19 protein-coding genes and 1 pseudogene are annotated in these 23592 nt (G+C 62.5%); 7 read left to right on the plus strand and 13 right to left on the minus strand.

Annotated elements, in window-relative coordinates:
- Positions 1–74 precede the first annotated feature (74 nt).
- The gene (locus tag ABIB24_RS17935; RefSeq protein ID WP_015272032.1) at positions 75–680 is read left to right on the plus strand and encodes a serine/threonine-protein kinase; all 606 of its coding nucleotides are present in this window, start codon (positions 75–77) and stop codon (positions 678–680) included.
- A gap of 3 nt (positions 681–683) precedes the next feature.
- Here ABIB24_RS17935 and ABIB24_RS17940 read toward each other — a convergent pair whose 3' ends face one another.
- The 9 genes from ABIB24_RS17940 to putP all read right to left on the minus strand — a co-directional run bounded on the left by ABIB24_RS17940 (position 684) and on the right by putP (position 11559).
- Positions 684–1775: a glycosyltransferase gene (locus ABIB24_RS17940; protein ID WP_137162528.1), complete on the minus strand. Its 1092-nt coding sequence runs from the start codon at positions 1773–1775 to the stop codon at positions 684–686.
- Positions 1776–1808: 33 nt separating this feature from the next.
- Positions 1809–2582: a glycosyltransferase family 2 protein gene (locus tag ABIB24_RS17945; RefSeq protein WP_137162529.1), complete on the minus strand. Its 774-nt coding sequence runs from the start codon at positions 2580–2582 to the stop codon at positions 1809–1811.
- Positions 2583–2648: 66 nt separating this feature from the next.
- Positions 2649–3605: a glycosyltransferase family protein gene (locus ABIB24_RS17950; protein ID WP_025340859.1), complete on the minus strand. Its 957-nt coding sequence runs from the start codon at positions 3603–3605 to the stop codon at positions 2649–2651.
- A 48-nt stretch (positions 3606–3653) separates the two neighbouring features.
- Positions 3654–5057: a PIG-L deacetylase family protein gene (locus ABIB24_RS17955; protein WP_137162530.1), complete on the minus strand. Its 1404-nt coding sequence runs from the start codon at positions 5055–5057 to the stop codon at positions 3654–3656.
- On the minus strand, positions 5054–5950 hold the full coding sequence (locus ABIB24_RS17960; RefSeq protein WP_354316956.1) for an antimicrobial resistance protein Mig-14: 897 nt from the start codon (positions 5948–5950) through the stop codon (positions 5054–5056). Before ABIB24_RS17960 ends, ABIB24_RS17955 begins: the two co-directional genes overlap by 4 nt.
- Positions 5950–7080 (minus strand): glycosyltransferase, encoded by a 1131-nt coding sequence (locus ABIB24_RS17965; RefSeq protein ID WP_137162532.1) that lies wholly within the window; start codon positions 7078–7080, stop codon positions 5950–5952. The genes ABIB24_RS17960 and ABIB24_RS17965 overlap by 1 nt, the downstream gene beginning before the upstream one ends.
- Positions 7064–8821 carry a carbamoyltransferase family protein gene (locus ABIB24_RS17970; protein ID WP_137162533.1) on the minus strand — a complete coding sequence of 586 codons (1758 nt, stop codon included), beginning with the start codon at positions 8819–8821 and terminating at the stop codon, positions 7064–7066. The genes ABIB24_RS17965 and ABIB24_RS17970 overlap by 17 nt, the downstream gene beginning before the upstream one ends.
- Before the next feature lie 237 nt (positions 8822–9058).
- Positions 9059–9895: a 23S rRNA (adenine(2030)-N(6))-methyltransferase RlmJ gene (locus ABIB24_RS17975; protein ID WP_025340863.1), complete on the minus strand. Its 837-nt coding sequence runs from the start codon at positions 9893–9895 to the stop codon at positions 9059–9061.
- A 185-nt stretch (positions 9896–10080) separates the two neighbouring features.
- The gene (gene putP / locus ABIB24_RS17980; protein WP_137162534.1) at positions 10081–11559 is read right to left on the minus strand and encodes a sodium/proline symporter PutP; all 1479 of its coding nucleotides are present in this window, start codon (positions 11557–11559) and stop codon (positions 10081–10083) included.
- 74 nt (positions 11560–11633) lie between these two features.
- Here putP and ABIB24_RS17985 point away from each other — a divergent pair, with 74 nt between their 5' ends.
- The 3 genes from ABIB24_RS17985 (at position 11634) to ABIB24_RS17995 (ending at position 16450) form a co-directional block, all read left to right on the plus strand.
- The gene (locus ABIB24_RS17985; RefSeq protein WP_274078203.1) at positions 11634–11822 is read left to right on the plus strand and encodes a hypothetical protein; all 189 of its coding nucleotides are present in this window, start codon (positions 11634–11636) and stop codon (positions 11820–11822) included.
- Positions 11823–11916: 94 nt separating this feature from the next.
- Positions 11917–15870, plus strand: coding sequence for a trifunctional transcriptional regulator/proline dehydrogenase/L-glutamate gamma-semialdehyde dehydrogenase (putA, locus tag ABIB24_RS17990; protein ID WP_025340865.1), 3954 nt, complete (start codon positions 11917–11919; stop codon positions 15868–15870).
- A 292-nt stretch (positions 15871–16162) separates the two neighbouring features.
- The gene (locus ABIB24_RS17995) at positions 16163–16450 is read left to right on the plus strand and encodes a hypothetical protein (RefSeq protein WP_354316957.1); all 288 of its coding nucleotides are present in this window, start codon (positions 16163–16165) and stop codon (positions 16448–16450) included.
- A gap of 362 nt (positions 16451–16812) precedes the next feature.
- On the opposite strand, the gene ABIB24_RS18000 is transcribed toward ABIB24_RS17995, so the two are convergent.
- On the minus strand, positions 16813–17376 hold the full coding sequence (locus ABIB24_RS18000) for a hypothetical protein (protein WP_354316958.1): 564 nt from the start codon (positions 17374–17376) through the stop codon (positions 16813–16815).
- Positions 17377–17744: 368 nt separating this feature from the next.
- Here ABIB24_RS18000 and ABIB24_RS18005 point away from each other — a divergent pair, with 368 nt between their 5' ends.
- Positions 17745–19547, plus strand: a complete 1803-nt coding sequence (locus ABIB24_RS18005; protein ID WP_274078205.1) for an acyl-CoA dehydrogenase — start codon at positions 17745–17747, stop codon at positions 19545–19547.
- A gap of 17 nt (positions 19548–19564) precedes the next feature.
- Here the strand turns inward: ABIB24_RS18005 and ABIB24_RS18010 are convergent, their stop codons facing one another.
- From ABIB24_RS18010 to ABIB24_RS18020, 3 genes are read right to left on the minus strand one after another with little or no spacing between them, the layout of a single operon-like run.
- Positions 19565–20485, minus strand: a complete 921-nt coding sequence (locus tag ABIB24_RS18010) for a DMT family transporter (protein WP_025340868.1) — start codon at positions 20483–20485, stop codon at positions 19565–19567.
- 2 nt (positions 20486–20487) lie between these two features.
- Positions 20488–21447 (minus strand): 2OG-Fe(II) oxygenase, encoded by a 960-nt coding sequence (locus ABIB24_RS18015; protein ID WP_354316959.1) that lies wholly within the window; start codon positions 21445–21447, stop codon positions 20488–20490.
- 26 nt (positions 21448–21473) lie between these two features.
- Entirely contained in the window at positions 21474–22454 is a 981-nt protein-coding gene (locus tag ABIB24_RS18020; RefSeq protein ID WP_025340870.1) for a hypothetical protein, read from the minus strand.
- 124 nt (positions 22455–22578) lie between these two features.
- Between ABIB24_RS18020 and ABIB24_RS18025 the strand changes: the two genes are divergently transcribed.
- Both ABIB24_RS18025 and ABIB24_RS26910 read left to right on the plus strand, forming a co-directional pair.
- The gene (locus ABIB24_RS18025; RefSeq protein ID WP_025340871.1) at positions 22579–23454 is read left to right on the plus strand and encodes a LysR family transcriptional regulator; all 876 of its coding nucleotides are present in this window, start codon (positions 22579–22581) and stop codon (positions 23452–23454) included.
- A pseudogene (locus tag ABIB24_RS26910) lies at positions 23448–23561 on the plus strand (hypothetical protein); the annotation flags it as partial. The gene ABIB24_RS18025 and the pseudogene ABIB24_RS26910, both read left to right, overlap by 7 nt.
- Between the last annotated feature and the right edge of the window lie 31 nt (positions 23562–23592).

Below are 23592 nucleotides of genomic sequence, written 5' to 3' on the forward strand. Positions count from 1 at the left end.
ACCCAATGGTGCTACAACATTATTTTCGGCATTATTGCCGGTCATTCTGTTCGCCCGACGACAAGGCTCTATTCATGCAATGCTCCCGGCTCCCCCAGGTCGACTTCGATCAGCTGACACAAGGCGCACAGGTGCTTGAGGCAGATAGCCATGGCGCCAAAGTCTACCTGCTCGCGGATGGTAATTTCCTCAAGGTTTTTCGTAGGAAGCGGCTGATTTCATCTGCACTGCTGCGCCCGTACTCGCAGCGCTTCGTCGACAACGCCGCACGCCTTGCACAACTGGGCATCCCCACCCTGGAGGTGATCAGCCAGCACAAGCTCGACCTGCCAGGGCGTACCGCCGTGCTGTACCGCCCGCTGCCAGGGCGCACCTTGCTGCAGATGTCGCGCGATGAGGGTTTCAGCTGGGACACCTACCTGCCGCGCCTGATCGAACTGATCCGCCAGCTGCACCGCAGCGGCGTGTACTTCCGCTCGTTGCACCTGGGTAATGTGGTAGTCACCCCCGACCAGCAACTGGGCCTGATCGACGTGGCCGACATGCGCTTCCTGCGCCCGCCGCTGTCGGCGCGCATGATTCGGCGCAATGTGCAGCATATGGTGCGCTACATCGAGCGGGAGAACCTGGGCGACCGCTTCCCCCTTGCCGCTTTCGAGGCAGCCCTGCTGGCGCGTTGAGCGTCAACTGCGCAGCAGGCTCTGCGAGCCGTTGCAGAATGCCTGCCAGGCCTGCTCCGGCGCCAGCGCCTGGCGCTGCCGGGCGGCTACCGCCGGGGCACTGAGCGCCGCACAACGCTCGATCGCCTCGGCCCAGGCATTTTCATTGGCAACGGGCAGGTAGCCACCGGTGTCCTGCAACTGCTCGCGGAACACCTGCAGGTCGCTGCACACCACCGGCACGTCGGCCATGACCGCCTCCTGCACCACCAGCCCCAGGCCTTCGGAGCGCGAAGGCACCAATAGCCAGTCGAATGCCCGATACAGCTGCTGCAGGTCGTCTCGGTGACCACTCAGGTGAACACGACCAGCCAGGCCAAGCGCGTCGATACGAGCCTGCAGCACCGCACGCAGAGGGCCTTCGCCGATGATTGCCAATTGCAGGTCCGACTGGCGCGCACTGGCCTTGGCGAACGCCTCGATCAGCATCTCGAAACCTTTGCTCTCCACCAGCCGCCCGACCGCGCCCAGCATCACCCCTGCTACCGGTGGCAATTGCAGGGCCTGCCTGGCCGCATCCCGGCTCAACAACGGTTCGGCGAAAGCCAGTGGATCAAGGGCCATGCGCAAGGTTTGCACCGGCCTGCCCAGGTCGTGTTCGAGTGACGTGGCAAGTGTCTGCGAAACGGCGGCGATGCTCAGCCGCTCGGCCGGGAACATGCGCAGCAGGCGAACGTCGCTGGCACTCAGGCGCGTCTTGCCGTGGAACAGCACCTTGGCACGCACCTGCGGAACCTGCTGCAACAACGGCAACACCAACCGCGCCACACCGACACCGTCGAGCAGCACGACTTCAGCCTGGGCCTCGTTCAGCGCCTTGCGCAAGCGCATGCGCAACCATGGGCGCAACAGGCGCCAGAAGTGCCGCCCTTTCAACGCCCGTGACGGCATATGCCACTCCCGGGTCGAGCCAAGCCCACAGCAGAGCCCGCTACCCAGCAGCAGCCAGTTACTGATCCGGGCATCGGCCCCCGCGTGCGACAGCACCTGCCGATGCACCTTGTGGATGGACATGTACGGCGTTCCACCCGCCCACATCATATTGACGATGTTCATGGGCCCTCTCCCGCTCATGTCAGGTGGGACACTTCATTGAACAAAAATGGTGATTCCCATGCCAATCACGGCACCCGCCACCAGCGTCAATGCCAACTTTATCCGATCACGTTTACGACGTTTGGCCTTGCGCTCCACTTCGATGGGCAAGGTCACGTGATTACCAAATCCAGTGTGCAATACTGCATCACCCTCCAAGGTGACCGCTGTCAGGTTTAACTCAGCATAGCGTCGGGAAAGTGCCTTCTCTCCAGCATAGGCGGCAAATGGCGCGCAACGCTGGTAATCGCTCAAACGACGCAGCCCGGGGTTGAGCGAAAACGCCTGCCACTCGGCCTTGTCGGACAGCAGCGGGTAGCAAGGCACCCCGGCGATCACCTTGCGATCGCCCAGGTGGATGTAAGGGCTGTGAACGGCCAGGTCATGGGCATGGCTGCGCAGCCACACCTGCAACAGGTCGGGGCTGACCTCCAGGATGGCCCGGGAGTCTTCGACGAAGCCCTGGCGATAGAAGTGCCAGTCGTCCTCGCAGTGAAAGATGTAGGGCGTCTTGACGTGGCTGTAGGCCAGGTCGATAGACGGCAGCTGGCCCAGCTTGGGCCGGTTGACGAACACCTTGCAGTGCGGTTTCCAGTGCTCAGGCACAGCGGCATGCACGGCATCGTCACCGGAGTCTTCGGTGATGAATACTTCGCGAATGGGCGCGGTATTGTAGCGATCGAAACTCTCAAGGGTATCTTTGAGCAGATCGAACCGCCCACAACTGGTCACGACGAGCGTGACGTCACTCTCATTTGAAAAGCGCACCGGACTCCCTCCGCATTGCGACTATCGACTTTCAACGCCCGCTCCGCAGGCGCGAAAGTTCTTTTGTTAGATGCCCAGCTTCAGGCGCAGCCGCTGCCATGCAGACAACGGCGGATGGGGCCTGAGCGCCGGGCGCATGTGGTCGACGATGCTACGTCCAACTGCGCCGAAACTGAAACGGGAAACCGCCAGGTGGCGGCCATTTTCTGCAATCTGCCGGGCAAGTTCAGGTTCCGCACGCAAGTGGCGGAGCTTTTCCTGGAGGGTCGGGATGCTGTCATAGAACACCACGTTGTGCATGTCCTGCAGGCCCAGCGCGCGGTTCTCTTCCTCGCCCTGGTCATACGCCAGCAACACACAGCCACAGGCCATGGCTTCGAAGTTCTTGATCATGTATTCGCCCATGCCGACGTCGGCACTGACGAAGAAGCGGATCCGGTTGAGCGTGTTGCAGTAGTCCTCACCCGACTTGGTACGGGTCACTACCAGGTTCTCGACCCGGCCCAGCTCGTCCAGCAATGCCTTGCGGCCGCTGTAGGCCACGCTGTTGGTGCTGCCGACGAAGGCCAGTTCGATGTCGCGCTCACGCCCCTGGTCGGCCAGCAACTGCTCGTCGTAGCCCTTGGGCACGAACACGGCGTCGAAACCTTCCTGGCGCAAGCGCTCGCTGACCATGTAGCCGGAGCTGATCACCCGCGCCCAGGGCAGCTTGCGGTAATGGGCGCTGAACTTGCCGGTGTATTTGCACGGGATGTAGTTCTGGTAGGCATCGTGCTCGAGGATGACCAGGTTCGGCACGGTACGGATGAACGCCGCCTGGCGGATTTCCTGCTTGAAACGCAGGAAGAAGACAATGCGGTCATAGCGCTCGACCTGCACTTCACGCTTGAAATAGCGGCGCAGGTTGCGCTGGTCTTCGCTGGTCAGCCAGCGCAGGTCGCACTCGCAGTTGGCCGCGACGCCATCGTACAGGCGGTCGAGAATCGCCCGCTGTTCCTTCTGCACCAGAAATAGGACTTTCATTGGGTTCCTTGGGCGCTCTGCGCCATCGCAGTCAACCATGGGGCGCGGCTACAGCTCACGCCGCCAGAACAGTTCATGTCGGCGCACGGCCTTGCGGAAGAATTCGTTCTCGCCGTAAGGCGACGGCCGCCGCCCGGCCAGCCAGCGCTGCAACAAGCGGCGCAGGCGGCGCTTGAACGGCGCCGGCGGCTGCAGGTCGTGCATCATGCCCAGGGCCATGGCCTTGTCGCGCTGGGTTGCCAGGTCCAGTACCAGGCTGCAAGGTGCCCACGCCTGGGCGGTGCTCAGCTGCGGCGGCAAGGCCACGCCATCACCACTGTCGCCCATCGGCCAGCGGTCGTTGTCGTGCAGGTGGTTGGCGTAGCACAGCAGGGTTTGCGGCTGCCAGGCCAGGCCTTGCAGGGCTTCCAGCACCGCTGCCTGGGCACATATGTGGTCGGGGTGCGGGTCGAGCTGCGGGTGCGGCATCACCAGCACCTCTGGCCTGGCCATTTCCAGCAAGGCCCGCAGGTCGGCCAGCAGGTTGCGCCAGGTCGGCGCGCCATCGCCGTCGGCCGGCAGCGGGAACGGGTTGAACCGGCGGAATACGCGAATGTCGGCGAGGTCGGCCTCCCGGGAAGCGGCCGGCTGGTCTGGCGCAGCCTGCATGGCAGGTAGTTGCAGGCAGAAGTAGCCCAGCTGCACGCAACGCGATTCCGCCACACCGGCCCAGCGTGGCACGGCGATACTGTCCCAGGCCCGCAGGCGGCCCTTCAGGCGCGCGGCCTCGGCCTTTGCCAGGCCCATCTGCTGATAGTGTTCGGCCTCGATCTCACCGGCGGTCAGGGTCACTACCCAGGTTTCGTCGGCCTGGCTGTAGAGCCCGTAAGCGGCCAGTTCGGCATCATCGGCATGCGGCGCGATCACCATCACCCGGCGCCGTTGCAGCTCGACCGCCGGGGTTATCCACAAGCGCGGCTGGCCCGACAGCCGGCAATGCCGGCCACGCAGGCGCAACGCGCCAGCCTGCAGAGGTGCGGCGAGGCCGGTCAAGTTGAGGAAGCGCACGCCATCGACGCCGCGCTCGAAGGTTTGCCGATCGGCCTGCTCGCCAGCCATCAGCTCGACCTGCGGGTCGAGGAAGCGCCCCAGCCAACTGCTTTTTACCCGCAGCTCGAGGACCAGGGTTTCGTTGCCCAGCAGTGCGCAGTCAGCCTTGAGCAGGCCGCCGTTCAGGCTGGCAGGGGCTTGCCGGGTCTGCTCGCCGAAGTCGTAGGCGTAGTCCTCGCCTGGCGCATAGAACAGGTGGTCGGCAAACCAGGCTTCATGGGCCGCCCACAGCAGCGGCAACAGCAGCAGTGGCAACCACCACCAGCTGAACACACCTACGGCCACCAGCGCTACCAGGCCCGCCAGCAGGCCCAGGCGCTTGTTGCGCCGGTGGCGCTTGAGCAGCTGCTGCTTGCGACTCACGCCTGATACACCGGCACGGGGTTGCACCAGCGGTCCTTGTACTCGCGGTCGGCACGGCCGAACGAGAACCGCAGCGGCTTGTTGCGCGCACGAGCGTCTTCCCAGGCGGCCTGGGTATTGAGGAAGCTCAGCACGCTGCCGGGGCTGAAGGCCTTGGTTTCAGGGTCGACACCGCCATTGATGTACTCGACGCTGATCCATTCCGGCGCTTCGACACGGTAAACCAGCTGGATGGCTATCGGCTTGCCGTCCAACAGCAGCACCGAGCCGATCAGCAGCTCGCGCAGGCGTTCCAGCACCTCGGCCATGCGCTCGGCACCGGTGGCAGGGAAGCCCCAGCGGCGCAGGAACAGGTCGCAGTACATGCTGGCGATTTCCTGCGCGCTGAAGTCGCTGATCGGGCGCACCACACCGCCCGCCTCTTCCAGCAGGCGCAGTTCGCGGCGCTGGTTGTAGCGGAACTTCTTCGACAGGTCTTCGTGGGCGCGGGCCATGGCCAACTGTTCCTTCTGCGCCTTGAGGCCGCTGAAGCGCCCCTGGTTCAGTTCGGACAGGTAGCGCGCGGCATGGCGCAACGGTGCAGCGGCATCGGCCGCCGCCGGCAGGATGATCTCGGCATTGCCCAGGTCGAACAGGGCCTTTTTGCCGACACGCTTGAGCACATCCTTGGACAGCGCAAGGTGGCGCCCCCAGGTGGGGATGGCGGCCTTCAGCTCGCCGGCCTGGTGCCAGCCCAGGTAACGCACCGGGATCTGTGCCAGGTCCGCCAGCTGCTCGACCACCAAAGGATGGGTGGCGACACTGCCACCAAAGTGGGCCCATGCCTCGGCGTAGGCCTTGGCGTCGATAACTTGCCAACCGCGTTCGCGGAAGACCTGGATACGGTTGAGCATCAGGCCTGCCCCACCAACGCACGGACTTGCGGCAGCTGCCAGAAGGCCTCGCGCACCGCCTGGTCGGAGAAGCGCTCACGCAGGCGCTGCAGCATGTGCTCGGCACAGGCCTGGCGCTGCTGCCCATCGAGCACGGCCATGTGCTTCAGGCCCTGGGCCAGTTGCCCGGCATCGCCCAGCGGGAACAGCACGCCAACACCCTCGACCACTTCGCGAGCACCACCACAGGCCGTGGCCAGTACCGGTACACCGGCGACCATGGCTTCGAGCAGGACCATGCCGAACGGCTCATGGTCGGAGCTCAGGGCGAATACATCGAACGCCTGGAAGTAACGGCGCGCATCCGGCACCTGGCCAAGGAAGTCCACTTGCCCGGCAATGCCCAGCTCGGCGGCCAGGGCCTTGAGCTTGGCTTCCAGGCGCCCCTTGCCAAGAATTGCCAGGCGGGCGCCCGCCGGCAGCCCCGGTAGCGCTTCGGCAAAGCCACGCAGCAGGGTGGCCTGGTCCTTGTCCGGGTGCAGGCGCCCGACGTTACCGACAATCCACGCCTGCGCATTCAGGCCCAAAGCCCGGCGGGCCTCGGCGCGTGGCACCAGGGCCGCTTGCAGGGCGTCGATGTCGATGCGGTTGTACAAGGTCTGGATACGCTCTGCCGGCCACTGCGGCAGACAGCGGCGCATGTCGTCACGCACTGCATCCGACACGCCCAGCAAGCTCAGGCGTTTGCTGAACAGGTTGGCGAAGATGCGTCGCCCCTTGCGCTCGTAGTCACCGAAAGCATGGTGCACGCCGATCACCGGCAAGCTGGTGCCCAGCAACGCCACGTAGATCGGCTTGAAACGATGGGCAATGCAGAAGGCGAAATTGCGCTCGGCCGCGATCCGCCGCAATGCACGGATGGCGCCGAGTTTCAGGCCGCGCACGGCCTTGGAGCTGAACTCCAGGAACAGCACCTCGTCCGACGCGCAGCCAGCCGCTACCTGCGGGTCGGCGGCGCCGGTGAGGAACACCGTGGTGACCTGGTAACCACGCCCCTGGAACAGGCTGGCGTACTGACGGGCGCAGTCCAGGAACGGCCCGTCATAGCCATGGCAGAACTGCAGGATGCGCGGTTCAGAGCGGCTGGTCATACGGGGCCGCGCCGTCCTTCACAACCAGGATGTCTTCCATGATCAGGTACTGCAGGTCCGAGCCGAAGAACATGTTCAGGGCGTCGGTCGGCGAGCAGATCATCGGTTCACCACGGCGGTTCAGCGAGGTGTTCAGCGACACGCCGTTGCCGGTCAGGTCTTCCAGCGCTTTCATCATGTCGTAGTAGCGCGGGTTGTACTCGCGCTTGAGCACCTGGGCACGCGAAGTGCCGTCCTCGTGGACCACTTCCGGCACGCGGGTCTTCCACTCTTCAGCCACTTCGAAGGTGAAGGTCATGAACGGCGCCGGGTGGTCGACCTTGATCATTTGCGGGGCGACGGTGTCGAGCATCGACGGGCAGAAAGGTCTCCAGCGTTCGCGGAACTTGATCTGCTCGTTGATGCGGTCGGCTACGCCAGGCACGCTCGGGCAACCAATGATCGAACGGCCGCCCAGGGCACGGGGGCCGAACTCCATGCGGCCCTGGAACCAGGCCACCGGGTTGCCATCGACCATGATTTTGGCGATGCGCTGCGACATGTCGTCGAGCTTGCGCCACTTCGGCGCGTTCGGGTGACGGGCGCAGGCAGCGATCACGTCTTCGTTGGAGTACGAAGGGCCGAGGTAGACGTGTTCCATCTTCTCGACCGGCACGCCACGGGCGTGGGAAACGTAGGCGGCAGCACCCACCGCGGTACCGGCGTCACCGGAAGCAGGCTGGACGAACAGCTCTTTCAGGTCTGGGCGGGCGATGATCTTCTGGTTGAGCTTGACGTTCAGCGCGCAACCGCCAGCAAAGGCCAGCTTGCCGGTTTCACGCAGGACGTCGCCCAGGTAGTGATCGATCATCTGCAGGGCGATCTTCTCGAACAGCGCCTGCATGCTGGCCGCGTAATGGATGTACGGCTCGTCGGCGATGTCGCCTTCGCGCTTGGGGCCCAGCCATTCGATCAGCTTCGGCGAGAAGTAGAAGCCCTTGCCCTTCTCTTTATAGCGGCGCAGGCCAATGACGTTGGCGTATTCGGTGTTGATCACCAGTTCGCCGTTTTCGAAGCTGGCCAGGCGCGAGAAGTCGTACTTGCTGGCGTCGCCATACGGCGCCATGCCCATGACCTTGAACTCGCCATCGAGCATCTCGAAGCCGAGGAACTCGGTGATTGCGCCGTACAGGCCGCCCAGCGAGTCCGGGTCGAAGAACTCCTTGATCTTGTGGATCTTGCCGTTTTCGCCGTAGCCAAAGAAGGTGGTGGCGTATTCGCCCTTACCGTCGATGCCGAGGATTGCGGTTTTTTCCTTGAAGCCCGAGCAGTGGTAGGCACTGGAGGCGTGGGCCAGGTGGTGCTCGACCGGCTCGATCTTGACCTTTTTCGGGTCGAAGCCCAGTTGCTCCAGGCACCAGACGATCTTCTTGCGGTAGCGCTTGTAGCGACGGTTGCCCATCAGGATGGCGTCGAGGGCGCGGTCCGGGGCGTACCAGTAGCGCTTGGCATAGTGCCAGCGCGCCTTGCCGAACAGGCTGATCGGCGCGAACGGGATGGCTACCACGTCGACGTCGGATGGCTTGATGCCTGCCTGTTCCAGGCAGAACTTCGCCGACTCGTAGGGCATGCGGTTCTTCGCATGCTTGTCACGCACGAAGCGCTCTTCTTCGGCGGCGGCAATCAGTTTGCCGTCAATGTACAAGGCCGCGGAAGGGTCATGGCTAAGGGCGCCGGACAGGCCAAGAATCGTCAATGCCAAGGGATTAGCCTCTTCATTCGGTAGAAATGCGCCAGCGGCCTCTTGGGCGGGTGGCGGCTAAAGGGCGGGATTATAACGCAAACATCAGGAACTGCGCGGTCGTTGTAGGAGCGGCCTTGTGTCGCGAAAGGGCCGTGCAGCGGCCCCAGGCTTTCAGCTTCGCAGCAGAAATTGCCGGGGCCGCTTTGCGGCCCTTTCGCGACACAAGGCCGCTCCTACAAGGGATCGCAGCGCAGCTTATTCAGCGATCAGCCAGTCCATGCGGAAGCTGCCGGCGGTTTGCGCCAGCTCTTTGGCCAGCCATGGCAGCAGCTCCTTGAGCTCTTCTTCCAACCCCCACGGCGGGTTGGCGATGGCCAGACCTGAGCCGTTGAGCCCCTGCGGGCTGTCCTGGTGGTGCACATACAACTCGACCCGCAGCAGTTTCGGTGCGCCGGTGCTGGTCAGGTCCTGGTAGAAGCGGGTCAGCGAACGCTGGTCCTTGATCGGGTACCAGATGGCCGCGACGGTCTGGCGCATGCGACTGATCGCCTCTTTCATGGCGGTAGTGCAGCGCTTGAGCTCGTCAGCCTGCTCGAACGGCGGGTCGATCAGCATGATCGCGCGCTTTTCCTGCACGGGCAGCAAGGCCCGCGGCACATGCCAGCCTTCGCCCAGGTGCACGACCACGCGTGGGTCTTTCTTCATGTTCTCTTTGAGCAGCGGCCCGTCCTCGGGATGCTTCTCGTTGAGCAGGGCGCGGTCCTGCTGGCGCATCAGGCGGCGGGCCAGCTCGGGCGAACCAGGGTAGTAGCGCAGCTCGCCATCGGCATTCAGGCGCTTGATGATACGCAGATAGTCGTCGGCCATGGCCGGCAGGTCATCGCGATTCCACAGGCGGGCGACACCCTCCAGGTACTCGCCGGTGCGGGTTGCCTGGTCGCCCTGCAGGTCGTAAAGACCGAGCCCTGCATGGGTATCGATGTAGGCGAACGGCTGCTCCTTGCGCGACATCAGGGCGATGAGGCGGGTCAGCACGATATGTTTGAGGACGTCGGCGTGGTTGCCGGCGTGGAAGGCGTGACGATAGTTCATGGCAACTCCTGCGGGGGTGGCAAGTTTACCTTGCCTTGCAGGCGGAGTCAGGCCTGGCTGCTGATCGGCGGTGACCTCTTCGCGGGTAAACCCGCTCCCACAGGCACCTCACAGAATTTGAGTTCTGTGCAATCCCTGTAGGAGCGGGTTCACCCGCGAAGCAGGCGCCGCCGACTCAACGGGTATTACTTGTCAGCGTGATACGCCGCATCAGCAGTCTCGAAGCGCTTGACCATTGCCTGCGACGGGCTGCCCAGCTTGCTCACCACGAAGATGGCGATGCTGGCGAACAGGAAGCCCGGGATGATTTCGTACAGCCCGAGGGTGTCGAAGTTCTTCCACAGGATCACGGTCAGTGCGCCCACCACGATACCGGCCAATGCGCCGTTACGGGTCATGCCTTTCCACAGTACCGAAATCAGCACCACCGGACCAAAGGCAGCACCGAAGCCGGCCCAGGCGTAAGCCACCAGGCCCAGCACGCGGTTTTCCGGGTTTGCGGCCATGGCGATGGCGATCAGGGCGACGGCCAGCACCATCAGGCGGCCGACCCACACCAGCTCGACCTGCGAAGCGTTCTTGCGCAGGAACGCCTTGTAGAAGTCTTCGGTCAGGGCACTGGAGCAAACCAGCAGCTGGCAGCTCAGGGTACTCATCACCGCAGCCAGGATGGCCGACAGCAGCACACCGGCGATCCACGGGTTGAACAGGATCTTGGCCAGCTCGATGAACACCCGCTCGTGGTTCTCGCTGACCGGGCCTGCCAGGTCAGGATGCGCCGAGAAGTAGGCGATGCCGAAGAAGCCCACGGCGCAGGTACCGACCAGGCAAAGGATCATCCAGGTCATGGAGATACGACGGGCGTTGGCGATCGACTTCACCGAGTCGGCAGCCATGAAACGCGCCAGGATGTGCGGCTGACCGAAGTAGCCCAGCCCCCAGCCCATCAGCGAGATGATGCCAATGAAGGTGGCGCCCTTGAACATGTCGAAGTGGGCCGGGTTGACCGCATCGATGGCAGCGAAGGTGGTATCGAAGCCGCCAGTGGAGATCAGCACGATCACCGGAGTAAGGATCAGCGCAAAGATCATCAGCGAAGCCTGCACGGTATCGGTCCAGCTCACCGCCAGGAAGCCACCGATGAAGGTGTAGGCGATGGTCGCAGCAGCACCGGCCCACAGGGCGGTTTCGTACGGCATGCCGAAGGTGCTCTCGAACAGACGGGCACCGGCAACGATGCCGGAGGCGCAGTAGATGGTGAAGAACACCAGGATCACGATGGCCGAGATGATCCGCAGCACGCCGCTGTTGTCTTCGAAGCGGCTGGAGAAGTAGTCCGGCAGGGTCAGTGCATCGCCGTTGTGCTCGGTCTGCACGCGCAGACGGCCAGCGACGAACAACCAGTTCAGGTAGGCGCCGACGGTCAGGCCGATGGCAATCCAGGCTTCGGACAAGCCGGAGAAATAGATGGCGCCCGGCAGGCCCATCAGCAGCCAGCCGCTCATGTCGGAAGCGCCGGCGGAAAGCGCGGTGACCACGCTACCCAGGCTGCGACCGCCAAGGATGTAGTCGGAAAGGTTATTGGTGGAGCGATAGGCGGCGAAGCCGATCAGCACCATTGCCGCGATATAGACCACGAAAGTGATCGTTAGTGGATTGCCCATGCGTGTGCCCTGGCGTTTGTTTTTATGTCATGCACAACCGCAGCCATGGCGGTTGCACCCAGGCGGCGAATCGTATGCAACAACGCAAAGCGGGTGCAACCATTTTTCATTTGCAAGTTGCACCTTCTCGTGCATTTTCAGACAAAACTGATTTTTTGCTCCTTTTTGGAGCAAAAAGCCCGCTTTTCAGAATAAAACTCACCGAAAACGACCCTTTTCCGAGCATGGAAATGACGGTCGGACGAGTTGCACCTTTTCCATGAAAAATTCGGGTTGCACCTGGTTGCACCCGAATTGTCCTACAGCTACTCTTGGCGTCAGCTTAGGCCACAACCGTGGCAATAACGAGGATAAGAAATGGCGACGACCACCCTTGGGGTCAAACTCGATGACCCGACCCGTGAGCGACTCAAGGCAGCTGCGCAGTCGATTGACCGCACCCCGCACTGGTTGATCAAGCAAGCGATCTTCAACTACCTGGAGAAGCTCGAGGGTGGTGCCACCCTGACCGAACTCAACGGCCATGCCAGCAACCTGGCCGACGACGCCGGTGAGGTCCAACCTGACCACAGCCACCAGTGCTTCCTCGAGTTCGCCGAGAGCATCCTGCCGCAGTCGGTGCTGCGCTCGGCGATCACCGCCGCCTACCGCCGCCCCGAGCAGGAAGTGGTACCGATGCTGCTGGAGCAGGCGCGCCTGAGCGCCCCGCTGGCCGAAGCGACCAACAAGATGGCCGCCGGCATCGCCGAAAAACTGCGTAACCAGAAGAGCGCTGGCGGTCGTGCCGGCATCGTTCAGGGCCTGCTGCAGGAATTCTCGCTGTCGTCCCAGGAAGGCGTGGCACTGATGTGCCTGGCCGAAGCCCTGCTGCGCATCCCCGACAAAGGCACCCGTGACGCGCTGATCCGCGACAAGATCAGCACCGGGAACTGGCAGCCGCACCTGGGCAACAGCCCGTCGCTGTTCGTCAACGCCGCCACCTGGGGCCTGCTGCTGACCGGCAAGCTGGTATCCACCCACAACGAATCCGGCCTCACCTCCTCGCTCACCCGCATCATCGGCAAGAGCGGCGAGCCGATGATCCGCAAGGGCGTCGACATGGCCATGCGCCTGATGGGCGAGCAGTTCGTCACCGGCGAAACCATCGCCGAAGCCCTGGCCAATGCCAGCCGCTTCGAGTCCAAGGGCTTCCGCTATTCCTACGACATGCTCGGCGAAGCCGCACTGACCGAGCACGACGCACAGAAGTACCTGGCGTCCTACGAACAGGCCATCCACTCGATCGGCAAGGCCTCCCATGGCCGTGGCATCTATGAAGGCCCGGGCATCTCGATCAAGCTGTCGGCGCTGCACCCGCGCTACAGCCGCGCCCAGTACGAGCGCGTGATGGAAGAGCTGTACCCGCGCCTGCTGTCGCTGACCCTGCTGGCCAAGCAGTACGACATCGGCCTGAACATCGACGCCGAAGAAGCCGACCGCCTGGAGCTGTCGCTCGACCTGCTCGAGCGCCTGTGCTTCGAGCCTTCGCTGGCCGGCTGGAACGGTATCGGCTTCGTCATCCAGGCCTACCAGAAGCGCTGCCCGTATGTGATCGACTATGTCATCGACCTGGCCAAGCGCAGCCGCCACCGCCTGATGATCCGCCTGGTGAAAGGCGCCTACTGGGACAGCGAAATCAAGCGCGCCCAGGTCGAAGGCCTGGAAGGCTACCCGGTCTACACCCGCAAGGTGTACACAGACGTGTCCTACGTCGCCTGCGCCCGCAAGCTGCTGGCCGTGCCAGAAGCCATCTACCCGCAGTTCGCCACCCACAACGCCCACACCCTGTCGGCCATCTACCACATTGCCGGTCAGAACTATTACCCGGGCCAGTACGAGTTCCAGTGCCTGCACGGCATGGGCGAGCCACTGTACGAGCAGGTGGTCGGCAAGATTTCCGAAGGCAAGCTGAACCGTCCGTGCCGCGTCTATGCACCGGTCGGCACCCACGAAACGCTGCTGGCCTACCTGGTGCGTCGCCTGCTGGAAAACGGCGCCAACACCTCGTTCGTCAACCGCATCGCCGACCACTCGATCTCCATCCAGGAACTGGTCGCCGACCCGGTCGCCAGCATCGAGCGCATGGGCACCCAGGAAGGCAGCATCGGCCTGCCGCACCCACGCATCCCGCTGCCGCGTGAACTGTATGGCAGCGAGCGAGCCAACTCGGCCGGCATCGACATGGCCAACGAACACCGCCTGGCATCGCTGTCCTGCGCCATGCTGGCCACCGCTCACAACGACTGGAAAGCCACGCCACTGCTGGCCTGCGCCGCCAGCGAAAGCGCAGCCGCACCGGTGCTGAACCCGGCGGACCACCGCGACGTGGTCGGCCATGTTCAGGAAGCCACGGTCGCCGACGTCGACAACGCCATCCAGTGCGCACTGAATGCAGCACCGATCTGGCAGGCCACTCCGCCGGCCGAGCGCGCTGCCATTCTGGAGCGCACCGCCGACCTGATGGAGGCCGAAATCCAGCCGCTGATGGGCCTGCTCATCCGCGAAGCGGGCAAGACCTTCGCCAACGCCATCGCCGAAGTGCGTGAAGCCGTGGACTTCCTGCGCTACTACGCGGTGCAGGCACGCAACGACTTCAGCAACGACGCCCACCGCCCGCTGGGCCCGGTGGTGTGCATCAGCCCATGGAACTTCCCGCTGGCGATCTTCACCGGCCAGGTAGCCGCAGCGCTCGCAGCCGGCAACCCGGTGCTGGCCAAGCCGGCCGAGCAAACCCCGCTGATCGCTGCCCAGGCCGTGCGCCTGCTGCTGGAAGCCGGCATCCCTGAAGGCGTGCTGCAACTGCTGCCAGGCCGCGGTGAAACCGTCGGTGCCGGCCTGGTGGGTGACGAGCGCGTCAAGGGCGTGATGTTCACCGGTTCCACCGAAGTGGCCCGCCTGCTGCAGCGCAACGTCGCCGGCCGCCTGGACAACCAGGGCCGCCCGATCCCGCTGATCGCCGAAACCGGTGGCCAGAACGCGATGATCGTCGACTCCTCGGCACTGACCGAGCAGGTAGTGATCGATGTGGTGTCCTCGGCCTTCGACAGCGCCGGCCAGCGTTGCTCAGCACTGCGCGTGCTGTGCCTGCAGGAAGACTCCGCCGACCGCGTGATCGAAATGCTCAAGGGCGCCATGGCCGAAAGCCGCCTGGGCTGCCCGGACCGCCTGGCCGTAGACATTGGCCCGGTGATCGACGCCGAAGCCAAGGCCGGCATCGAGAAGCACATCCAGGGCATGCGCGAGAAAGGTCGCTCGGTCTACCAGGTGGCCATTGCCGATGCTGCCGAGCTCAAGCGCGGCACCTTCGTCATGCCGACCCTGATCGAGCTGGAAAGCTTCGACGAGCTCAAGCGTGAAATCTTCGGCCCGGTGCTGCACGTGGTGCGCTACAACCGTCGCAACCTGGACCAGCTGATCGAGCAGATCAACAACTCCGGCTACGGCCTGACCCTCGGCGTGCACACCCGCATTGACGAGACCATCGCCAAGGTGGTGGAAACCGCCAACGCCGGCAACATGTACGTCAACCGCAACATCGTCGGTGCAGTGGTGGGTGTGCAGCCGTTCGGTGGTGAAGGCCTGTCCGGCACCGGCCCGAAAGCCGGCGGCCCGCTGTACCTGTACCGCCTGTTGTCGACCCGCCCGGCCGACGCGATTGGCCGCCACTTCCAGCAGCAGGACGGCGAAGGCAAGCCTGACCGCGCCCTGCACGAACAGCTGATCAAGCCACTGCATGGCCTGAAGGCCTGGGCCGAGAGCAACCAGCTGGCCGACCTGGCCGCGCTGTGCAGCCAGTTCGCCAGCCAGTCGCAGAGCGGCATCGCCCGCCTGTTGCCAGGCCCGACCGGCGAGCGCAACAGCTACACCATCCTGCCGCGTGAGCACGTGCTGTGCCTGGCCGACAACGAAGCCGACCTGCTGGCGCAGTTCGCCGCAGTGCTGGCCGTTGGCAGCTCGGCGGTATGGGCGGACGGCGAGCCGGGCAAAGCCCTGCGTGCCCGCCTGCCGCGAGAGCTGCAGGCCAAGGTCAAGCTGGTGGCGGACTGGAACAAGGATGAAGTGGCGTTCGACGCCGTGATCCACCATGGCGACTCGGACCAGCTGCGCGGCGTGTGCCAGCAGGTGGCCAAACGTGCCGGGGCGATCGTGGGTGTGCACGGGCTGTCCAGCGGCGACCACCAGATTGCGCTGGAGCGCCTGGTGATCGAGCGGGCAGTGAGTGTGAACACTGCTGCTGCCGGTGGTAATGCCAGCCTGATGACCATTGGCTAACGCTGAGGGTTGTTAACGAAAAAGGAGAGCTTCGGCTCTCCTTTTTTTTATGGGGGCTGGGGTTGGGCTGACAGGTGTTCATTCAACCTGAAGCCAAACCCTCATTGCCCCCTGATAATTCTCGAGTGCCTGGCCGGGCCTATTCGCGGGCGCGCCCGCTCCCACAGGATCACCACAAGCTTCATGACTTGCACCGTACCTGTGGGAGCGGGCATGCCCGCGAAAGGGCCGGCTCAGGCGACACATCATTAAGCCTCAGTGCGAAGTTCGCGACCTAGATTAGGATCTTCGAGTGAATCTGCGTTCAGGGGTGGATCAGGAACTATCACCACCTGCTGTCAAGCAAGAGGGTGGCAGCGGTGCATGGGTAGAGAAATCCAAAAAACCCGGTGCACGCCGTTACCCGCGCTTTCGCCAGAGCCACAATAGGCACCAGCCTTTCCCTGCCTCCGAAGTCAGCATCAGCCCAATCCACACCGAGTTACTGATACTGGAAGCCAGCATCGGCAACAACAGGATTATGGATATCGACGGAACGATAAAAAAGATGCGAAAGGGGATCTGCACCATCGCCAAGTAGACAGCTAACCGGCAACGCATAAGAAACAACCCGCAGGTCGCTATCAACGAAAGCTGCAGAATCAGGCCTAGCCAGACGATTAGCTCTAGCCCTCCTCCCCAGACCTGCATGTTGCTCAATGCATCCTTGAAATCCGTCCAGAAAGGTATGGCACCTCGCTCCGTACTGCGGAAGACATAAAAGCAGATGTAGAACGCGTCCATGCCTCCCCAAAACAGGAAAGCGATCGCATGCCAGCTCAAGTTCGAGTTCTTCAATATGCTCCCTCTTCGAACCACGCCGGAATACCGAGCTTCGTAGGGGCGGCCTTTCGCCGCGAAAGGGCCGCAAAGCGGCCCCGGCAAATTCTGCTGCGACGCTGCTCAAACCATGGACGAAAGTGTGATCAAAGCAAACAGCTGCGCTGCTGTAATTACGGCAGCCAGCAGCATCCACAACCAATTGGCCAGCGTGAAACGGCTGTTGGCCACCCCTGCCTCATCCCCCGCGCTGAAATTCGCGCCTTTCTGCATAGGCACCAGAATGACCAACCAAGCTGCTTGAATGACTACACCCGCAAAATACGCCGCCCACAACTGATCATCCAGAATCACACTGGCAGCCACCCAGGCAGCACACATACCGTAGTAGCCCAGCGTGAGCCCCAGAATGGACCAAGGGTAGGTTCTGCCTGACTCGCGAATATGATCATTCACCCTTCTCAATAACGGGTAGATGAAGAACACTGCAAAAGCGCTTCGCCAGAATGGGCTGACCTTTTCTCCTGTCCTCACTCCATGCAGCTTCCAGCTCTGATAAAAGCAATACAGCCAGTAAAAACCAAGGGTGAAGAAGGTCATTAGGCCAAACTTCAGGGGCGAGACTACGAAGAAGGGAAATTGCTTGCCCTCGAAATCATTCAAGTCGTTCTTGTGGACATCACTCATCAGAAAAGCCTCATTGCGAACACCAAAGCACGCATTCAAGGCCAAATGGCATTCGATCCGCAGTAGTCCAGTTCCGCTCTGACTTGTAGGAAACGTCTCTACATTTTCCTGCGCCTGTTCCGGTCCTTTCGCGGGTAAACCCGCTCCTACAGGTGCAGCGTTGATGGCTGCGGCTGCGCAGTACTTGTGGGAGCGGGTTTACCCGCGAAAGGGCCCGAACAGGCAAAACAACAACTGCCCCCGCGTGAGCTGTGCGACCAACCACCAGACATCCCGGTGTTCTCAACCCATATCACCCAAACCTATTAACCTGTCCCCCACCCCACCACCCTCCTACACTCGCAGCATCCCGCCTCAGGACCGCGACCATGCCCGAGACCCTGCTCAGCCCCCGCAACCTCGCCTTCGAACTCTACGAAGTCCTCGACGCCGAGGCCCTGACCCAACGCCCGCGCTTCGCCGAGCACAGCCGCGAAACCTTCGATGCGGCGCTATCAACTGCCCGCACCATCGCCGAAAAGTTCTTCGCCCCGCACAACCGCAAGGCCGACGAAAACGAGCCGCGCTACGTGGATGGCCGCGCCGAACTGATCCCCGAAGTGAAACCCGCCGTCGACGCCTTTCTCGAAGCCGGCTTCCTCAACGCCAACCGCGACTTCGAAGTCGGCGGCATGCAGCTGCCGAGCCTGGTCTCGCAGGCCTGCTTCGCCCACTTCCAGGCCGCCAACGCCGGCACCACGGCCTACCCGTTCCTGACCATGGGCGCGGCCAACCTGATCGAGAGTTTCGGCAGCGATGAACAGAAACGCCTGTATCTGCAGCCGATGATCGAAGGCCGCTACTTCGGCACCATGGCCCTGACCGAACCCCACGCTGGCTCGTCACTGGCCGATATCCGCACCCGTGCCGAACCTGTCGGTGACGGCAGCTATCGGCTCAAGGGCAACAAGATCTTCATCTCCGGTGGTGATCACGAGTTGTCGGAGAACATCGTGCACATGGTGCTGGCCAAGCTGCCGGATGCTCCGCCCGGCGTGAAGGGCATCTCGCTGTTCATCGTGCCCAAGTATCTGGTCAGCGAAGATGGCAGCCGTGGCCCGCGCAACGATGTGCTGCTGGCCGGGTTGTTCCACAAGATGGGCTGGCGCGGCACCACCTCCACCGCGCTGAATTTCGGCGACAACGGCCAGTGCGTCGGCTACCTGGTCGGCCAGCCGCACCAGGGCCTGGCCTGCATGTTCCAGATGATGAACGAGGCACGCATCGGTGTCGGCATGGGCGCAGTGATGCTCGGCTACGCCGGCTACCTGTATTCGCTGGAATACGCCCGCCAGCGCCCGCAGGGCAGGCTGCCGGACAACAAGGACCCGCACAGCCCGGCAGTGCCGATCATCGAACACACTGATGTAAAACGCATGCTGCTGGCACAGAAGGCCTACGTGGAAGGCGCCTTCGACCTGGGCCTGTATGCCGCGCGCCTGTTCGACGACACCCAGACTGCCAGCGACGGCAGCGCCCGCAAGCAGGCGCAGGAGCTGCTCGACCTGCTGACCCCGATCGTCAAGTCCTGGCCCTCGGCCTTCTGCCTCAAGGCCAATGAACTGGCGATCCAGATCCTCGGCGGCCACGGCTACACCCGCGAATACCCGGTGGAGCAGTACTACCGCGACAACCGCCTGAACCCGATCCACGAGGGTACCGAGGGTATCCAGTCGCTCGACCTGCTCGGCCGCAAACTGGCGCAGAACAATGGTGCCGGCCTCAAACAGCTGATCCGCCTGATCGCCGCCACCGGCGAAAGCGCCAGCCACCACCCGAACCTCGACCCACTGCGCCAGCCGCTGGAGCAACTGGTCAACCGCCTGCAAGGTGTGACCCTGACCTTGCTTGGCGACCTGGCCGAAGGCAAGGTCGCCGGTACCCTGGCCAACTCCGCCCTGTACCTCAAGGCCTTCGGCCACTGCGTGATCGGCTGGCGCTGGCTGGAGCAGGCGATTCATGCCGAGCTTGGCCTGCTCAAGGGCAACCCTGCCGACCGCGACTTCTACCTCGGCAAGCTACAGGCCGCGCGTTATTTCCTGACCTGGGAAGTACCGGGCTGCCATAATGAGCTGGCATTGCTCGGGGCGCGCGACGACACCTGCCTCGCCATGCAAGAGGAGTGGTTCTAGACAGCACCTGTGAAGAATCACTGAGTACACTTGGCGGGCGATGCCGAGCTGCGGGGGTTGCGAGCAATAGCGATTCCTGCAGCGACTACCGCAATGCCCAGGTAGGCTGTCCAATGAATCGCGTCGCCGAACATCAACGCAGCCCATAACAATGTCACTGGCGGTTCCAGATAAACCAGCGCCGACACGCGGGTCGCGGTCAGCTTGGTCAGCAATATCCACAGGCTCAAATAGGCGATGAACGTTGAGAACAGTGTCAGCCAGGCGACAGCCACCCAGGCCTGGGTGCTGGCAGGCACTTCGATCAAGCCCAACGGCAAGCCTGTAGCGGTGAGCAACACCAGCGTCGCGGTCGATTGCAGAAACAGTGGCATCAGCAAACCGTCCTTGCTGTGGTCTGTCTCCAGAACCGATTGCCGTCGCTGGTAAAGCGTGGCGATGGACAGCGTGATGGCAGCGATCAGCGGCAGAGCGTACAGCCAGAATTCAAGCCGGGCTGTCGACAGGCTGTACTCACCCAGAATGACTACGCTGACGCCCGCAAACCCAAGCACAAGCCCCAGCCACTCCTGCCGGCCACTGCGTTCACCGTGGTCCCTGCTGCTCATCGATGCCGTGATCAATGGCTGCAAGGCGCAAATGATGGCAGCAATACCCGCCGGCAGGCCGCCGCGGATGGCGATGTAAACGCTGACCAGGTAGGCAAACTGGGCCAGAAAACCGATCACGGCGTTGTAACGTATCTGCGCCCACGACAGTACACGCAGTCGGTGCAAGACAAAGGGCAACAGGCAGATGCAGACCAGCAAAAAGCGCCAGAACAGCAGGTTTATTGCACCAGCGTCCTCCGTGCCCAGCCGGGCGCCAATGAAGCCCGAACTCCAGGAAAGGACAAAAATGACTTGCAGCAGGATCAGGTATGGCGCACTGCTTGGCATATTCACGCCCCTATGTGATGCAATTCCTCGAACGTAATCGGCTGGATGCCTATACGTGCGTATTGTCGAGCAGCTGATCGCTGCAGGGCCCAGCGCAACCCCAACCAGTTGGGGATGGTCGCGGGAATGCCGTCGTCGGAGGCTAGGTGCCAGAAGCGGTTGGAGTCGTCACCGAAGTAAGGGCAATGGAAGGACAACACCAGTGACATGCGCCGCCCGCTGAGCACCGGGCGAACGCCGTGGAACAGGCGGCTGCCATAGATGAACAAGGCATCGCCGGGCTCGTCCAGGCGTGCGGTTTCGAAGGTGCGGTAATCCAGAGCATCAAAGGTATCGACAGTACCGTTGTGGAACAGGAACTCGCCACCGCTGTAATCGGCCGGCCCCGACAGCACGATGTTCAGCACATAATTGGTGCCGTCCGTATGCCACATACCCAGTTGCTGCTGTTGCTCGACAGGCTTGGGGTAGTAGTAGTTGATCTGCGAGCGGGCATTGAGCATGGGGTAAGGCACGAGCGGCACGCCAGCGATGCGCGAGATGGCAAGCAGGAATGAGCGACTGCACATCATGTCGTTGATGAACGACGAAAGCCCCGTCACCCCTCGTGTGCGCCGGGAAATGATCCAGTCGCTGTCGCCCGCCCCTTCCTCCAGGCGGGCGCAGATGTCTTGCAAGGCCGCGACGCCCTCGAGCGTGAACAACCGATGGACGACAGCGACCCCCGTGATGGCATCTACCGCAACTTTCGAGTGTGGGCTTCGGCTATAACCCAGTTCCCCCAGCGTTCGGGTGTCCGTGACGGTGGGCCCTTGTCGTCGAAGCAGATCATCCCGCCAGGCAACCTGCTCGCCCAGGCAGATCGACGAAGCTCGCGGCGTGCGCTTCAACGTTGACTTGAGCGCCAGCTTCACGCGGCCTACGCCGCGCTCGAACAAGGGTAAGGTATCTGAGTGGTTCATGAAGTGTCAGTCCCTGTTGGTGGTCGCTACTGGAGGTACTTCGCGATTTGATAGCGCACCGAGCCGTCCCCACTGGCGAACTCGTCTACCACACTGCAGTTGCAGTGCCGGGCTCTGATGCGACGGAACTGTTCGGGCGTGTATTTGAGGCAGATGTTGGTCAGCAGGTACCCATGTTGCCGCAGGCGCTGCACAGGCTGCAGGGTCACGGCCACATGGACGGATTCATCCAGAATTCGTAAAGGCACGAGGATGGCTTCGTGCTCGCCCGACGGGGTAAAGCCTTGTTGCAGCGCAACCATTCGAGAGAACTGCAGCATGTTGGGGTTGGCGTAGAACTCAAGAATGGGCCGCTCCAGGCCTTCTTCGTAGACCTGCATTTCCGAAAGAATGTAGGTGGTCTCACCGGCAAGGTTACGGATCAGTCTACCCGTGCTCACGGGCAGCTCATTACCCTCCTGAAAACCAAGCAGTGTGATCAGGGTGAGCTCTTGATCATGACGCAAAGCTTCATGAGTAACGGTACGATAATCAGCGGCGATGTAATTGAAACTGCCTTCGGCTTGCACGATGGGACGCACAGCATCGCTCATCGCGGGTTCCGAGGTCTGGTTGATATCGATGGCGGTGTAGCGGATGGAGCTTGAAGTCTGGGCTATTCGCTTCAGCAAGCAGGTGCTCTTGATCGGCTCGGGGCCCAGCTCGACGTAGTGCAGTCGGCGCCCACTGCTCAGCGCCGCCAACCGCTCGGCAACACTGCCGATGACACTTTTGAGCGCACCCTGCCCCCGTGCGTCGGCACAAAGCCCGTCCTCGCCCACGCCTTGTTCATTCAAGGCGCGCATGAGCAGAAATATTTCGTGGTTAAAACGATTCCCGCCTTCGGGGTGGAGCTCAGGCTGGTCCAGGGTCGAGTACTTCTCATGGTTCTCGACAGTCCATAGCCGCGAGTTCTGGTACGAGGGGGTGCGCACGAGTGCATCTACAACGAAGTCGTTCAGGCTCATCCGTATCATTCCTTTGCAATTTCGGGGGTAGCTATGCCTTGCCCACACAGTAAGAGGGGGTATAAAGCCTGTACAGTTGATTAAATCGAAGCGCTGGTTCGATCCGGCTAAATCAGGTGGTTCAATGGGGAAAGGCCTCGACATCAACGTACTCAGAACCTTCCAGGCAGTAGCCCGGCTGGGCCGCTTCAAGGATGCCGCCGACTATGTCCATCGCAGCCCATCGGCGGTGACGACGCAAATACAGAAGCTGGAGGAACAGATCGGGCAGCAGCTGTTTGCTCGCAGCAACCAATCAGTAGAACTGACCCCGGCGGGTCGACACCTGCTGGTTGAAGCGACACGTTTTCTGATGGCCCATGACAGGCTGCTGGCTACGTTGTCGCCCCAGCAGATGACCGGCAAGGTCCGCCTTGGGGTACCAGACGGATATGCAGCCAGCCTCATGAGCGATTTCCTGCCAGTTTTCGTAGCCAGTAATCCGAAGCTGGAACTGGAGGCCGTAGCGCGGTCCAGCGCAGAGCTCATCGAGCTGTTTGCGCGACAGCGCCTGGACTTGGCAGTGGCGGTCAGCAGTGAGGCCTGTGAACAAGGGGAGTGGCTTCGCTCGACCAGACCTCGCTGGGCTGCGGCCCCTGGTTTCCACTACGACCCTGGCCGCCCCTTGCCGCTGGCACTGCAACTGAAGGGCTGTCCGTACAGGGAGGCAGCCTTGCAGGCACTGAAGGTACACGGCATTGCGTACCGTATCCTGCTGGAAAGCGCCAACTGGCATGCGGTACTAGCCTGCATGAGGAGCGGCCTGGCAGTCGGTATTGTCGAGGGGCTGGACAGTGGTGATACATCACTTGCGTACGTGGAAGGCATGGGCTTCCCCGCGCTCGCCGAGCATCACGTCTACCTGCTCACGGACACCACTCACCATGTTGCGTCGCATCTGAACGAAATGTTGAAGGCCACCATCCGCAAGGATGGACCTGCAACACCAGGCCCTTGCTGACCGCACTTTATTTCCTGACCTGGGAAGTACCTGGCTGCCATAATGAGCTGGCATTGCTCGAGGCACGCGACGACACTTGCCTCACCATGCAGGACGAGTGGTTCTAAGGGGGAGCCACCGTGTACACGGAGGCTTCCA

The sequence above is a fragment of the Pseudomonas sp. UYEF17 genome, from assembly GCF_040546125.1.
GTDB classification, from domain to species: Bacteria; Pseudomonadota; Gammaproteobacteria; order Pseudomonadales; family Pseudomonadaceae; genus Aquipseudomonas; species Aquipseudomonas putida_Z.

Bases quoted from the DNA above. Each gene is read 5' to 3' on its own strand.
- ABIB24_RS17935 (WP_015272032.1), top strand. From the start codon at position 75: ATGCAATGCTCCCGGCTCCCCCAGGTCGACTTCGATCAGCTGACACAA.
- ABIB24_RS17940 (WP_137162528.1), bottom strand. From the start codon at position 1,775: ATGAACATCGTCAATATGATGTGGGCGGGTGGAACGCCGTACATGTCC.
- ABIB24_RS17950 (WP_025340859.1), bottom strand. From the start codon at position 3,605: ATGAAAGTCCTATTTCTGGTGCAGAAGGAACAGCGGGCGATTCTCGAC.
- ABIB24_RS17960 (WP_354316956.1), bottom strand. From the start codon at position 5,950: ATGCTCAACCGTATCCAGGTCTTCCGCGAACGCGGTTGGCAAGTTATC.
- ABIB24_RS17965 (WP_137162532.1), bottom strand. From the start codon at position 7,080: ATGACCAGCCGCTCTGAACCGCGCATCCTGCAGTTCTGCCATGGCTAT.
- ABIB24_RS17975 (WP_025340863.1), bottom strand. From the start codon at position 9,895: ATGAACTATCGTCACGCCTTCCACGCCGGCAACCACGCCGACGTCCTC.
- putP (WP_137162534.1), bottom strand. From the start codon at position 11,559: ATGGGCAATCCACTAACGATCACTTTCGTGGTCTATATCGCGGCAATG.
- ABIB24_RS17985 (WP_274078203.1), top strand. From the start codon at position 11,634: ATGCAACAACGCAAAGCGGGTGCAACCATTTTTCATTTGCAAGTTGCA.
- putA (WP_025340865.1), top strand. From the start codon at position 11,917: ATGGCGACGACCACCCTTGGGGTCAAACTCGATGACCCGACCCGTGAG.
- ABIB24_RS18000 (WP_354316958.1), bottom strand. From the start codon at position 17,376: ATGAGTGATGTCCACAAGAACGACTTGAATGATTTCGAGGGCAAGCAA.
- ABIB24_RS18005 (WP_274078205.1), top strand. From the start codon at position 17,745: ATGCCCGAGACCCTGCTCAGCCCCCGCAACCTCGCCTTCGAACTCTAC.
- ABIB24_RS18010 (WP_025340868.1), bottom strand. From the start codon at position 20,485: ATGCCAAGCAGTGCGCCATACCTGATCCTGCTGCAAGTCATTTTTGTC.
- ABIB24_RS18015 (WP_354316959.1), bottom strand. From the start codon at position 21,447: ATGAACCACTCAGATACCTTACCCTTGTTCGAGCGCGGCGTAGGCCGC.
- ABIB24_RS18020 (WP_025340870.1), bottom strand. From the start codon at position 22,454: ATGAGCCTGAACGACTTCGTTGTAGATGCACTCGTGCGCACCCCCTCG.
- ABIB24_RS18025 (WP_025340871.1), top strand. From the start codon at position 22,579: ATGGGGAAAGGCCTCGACATCAACGTACTCAGAACCTTCCAGGCAGTA.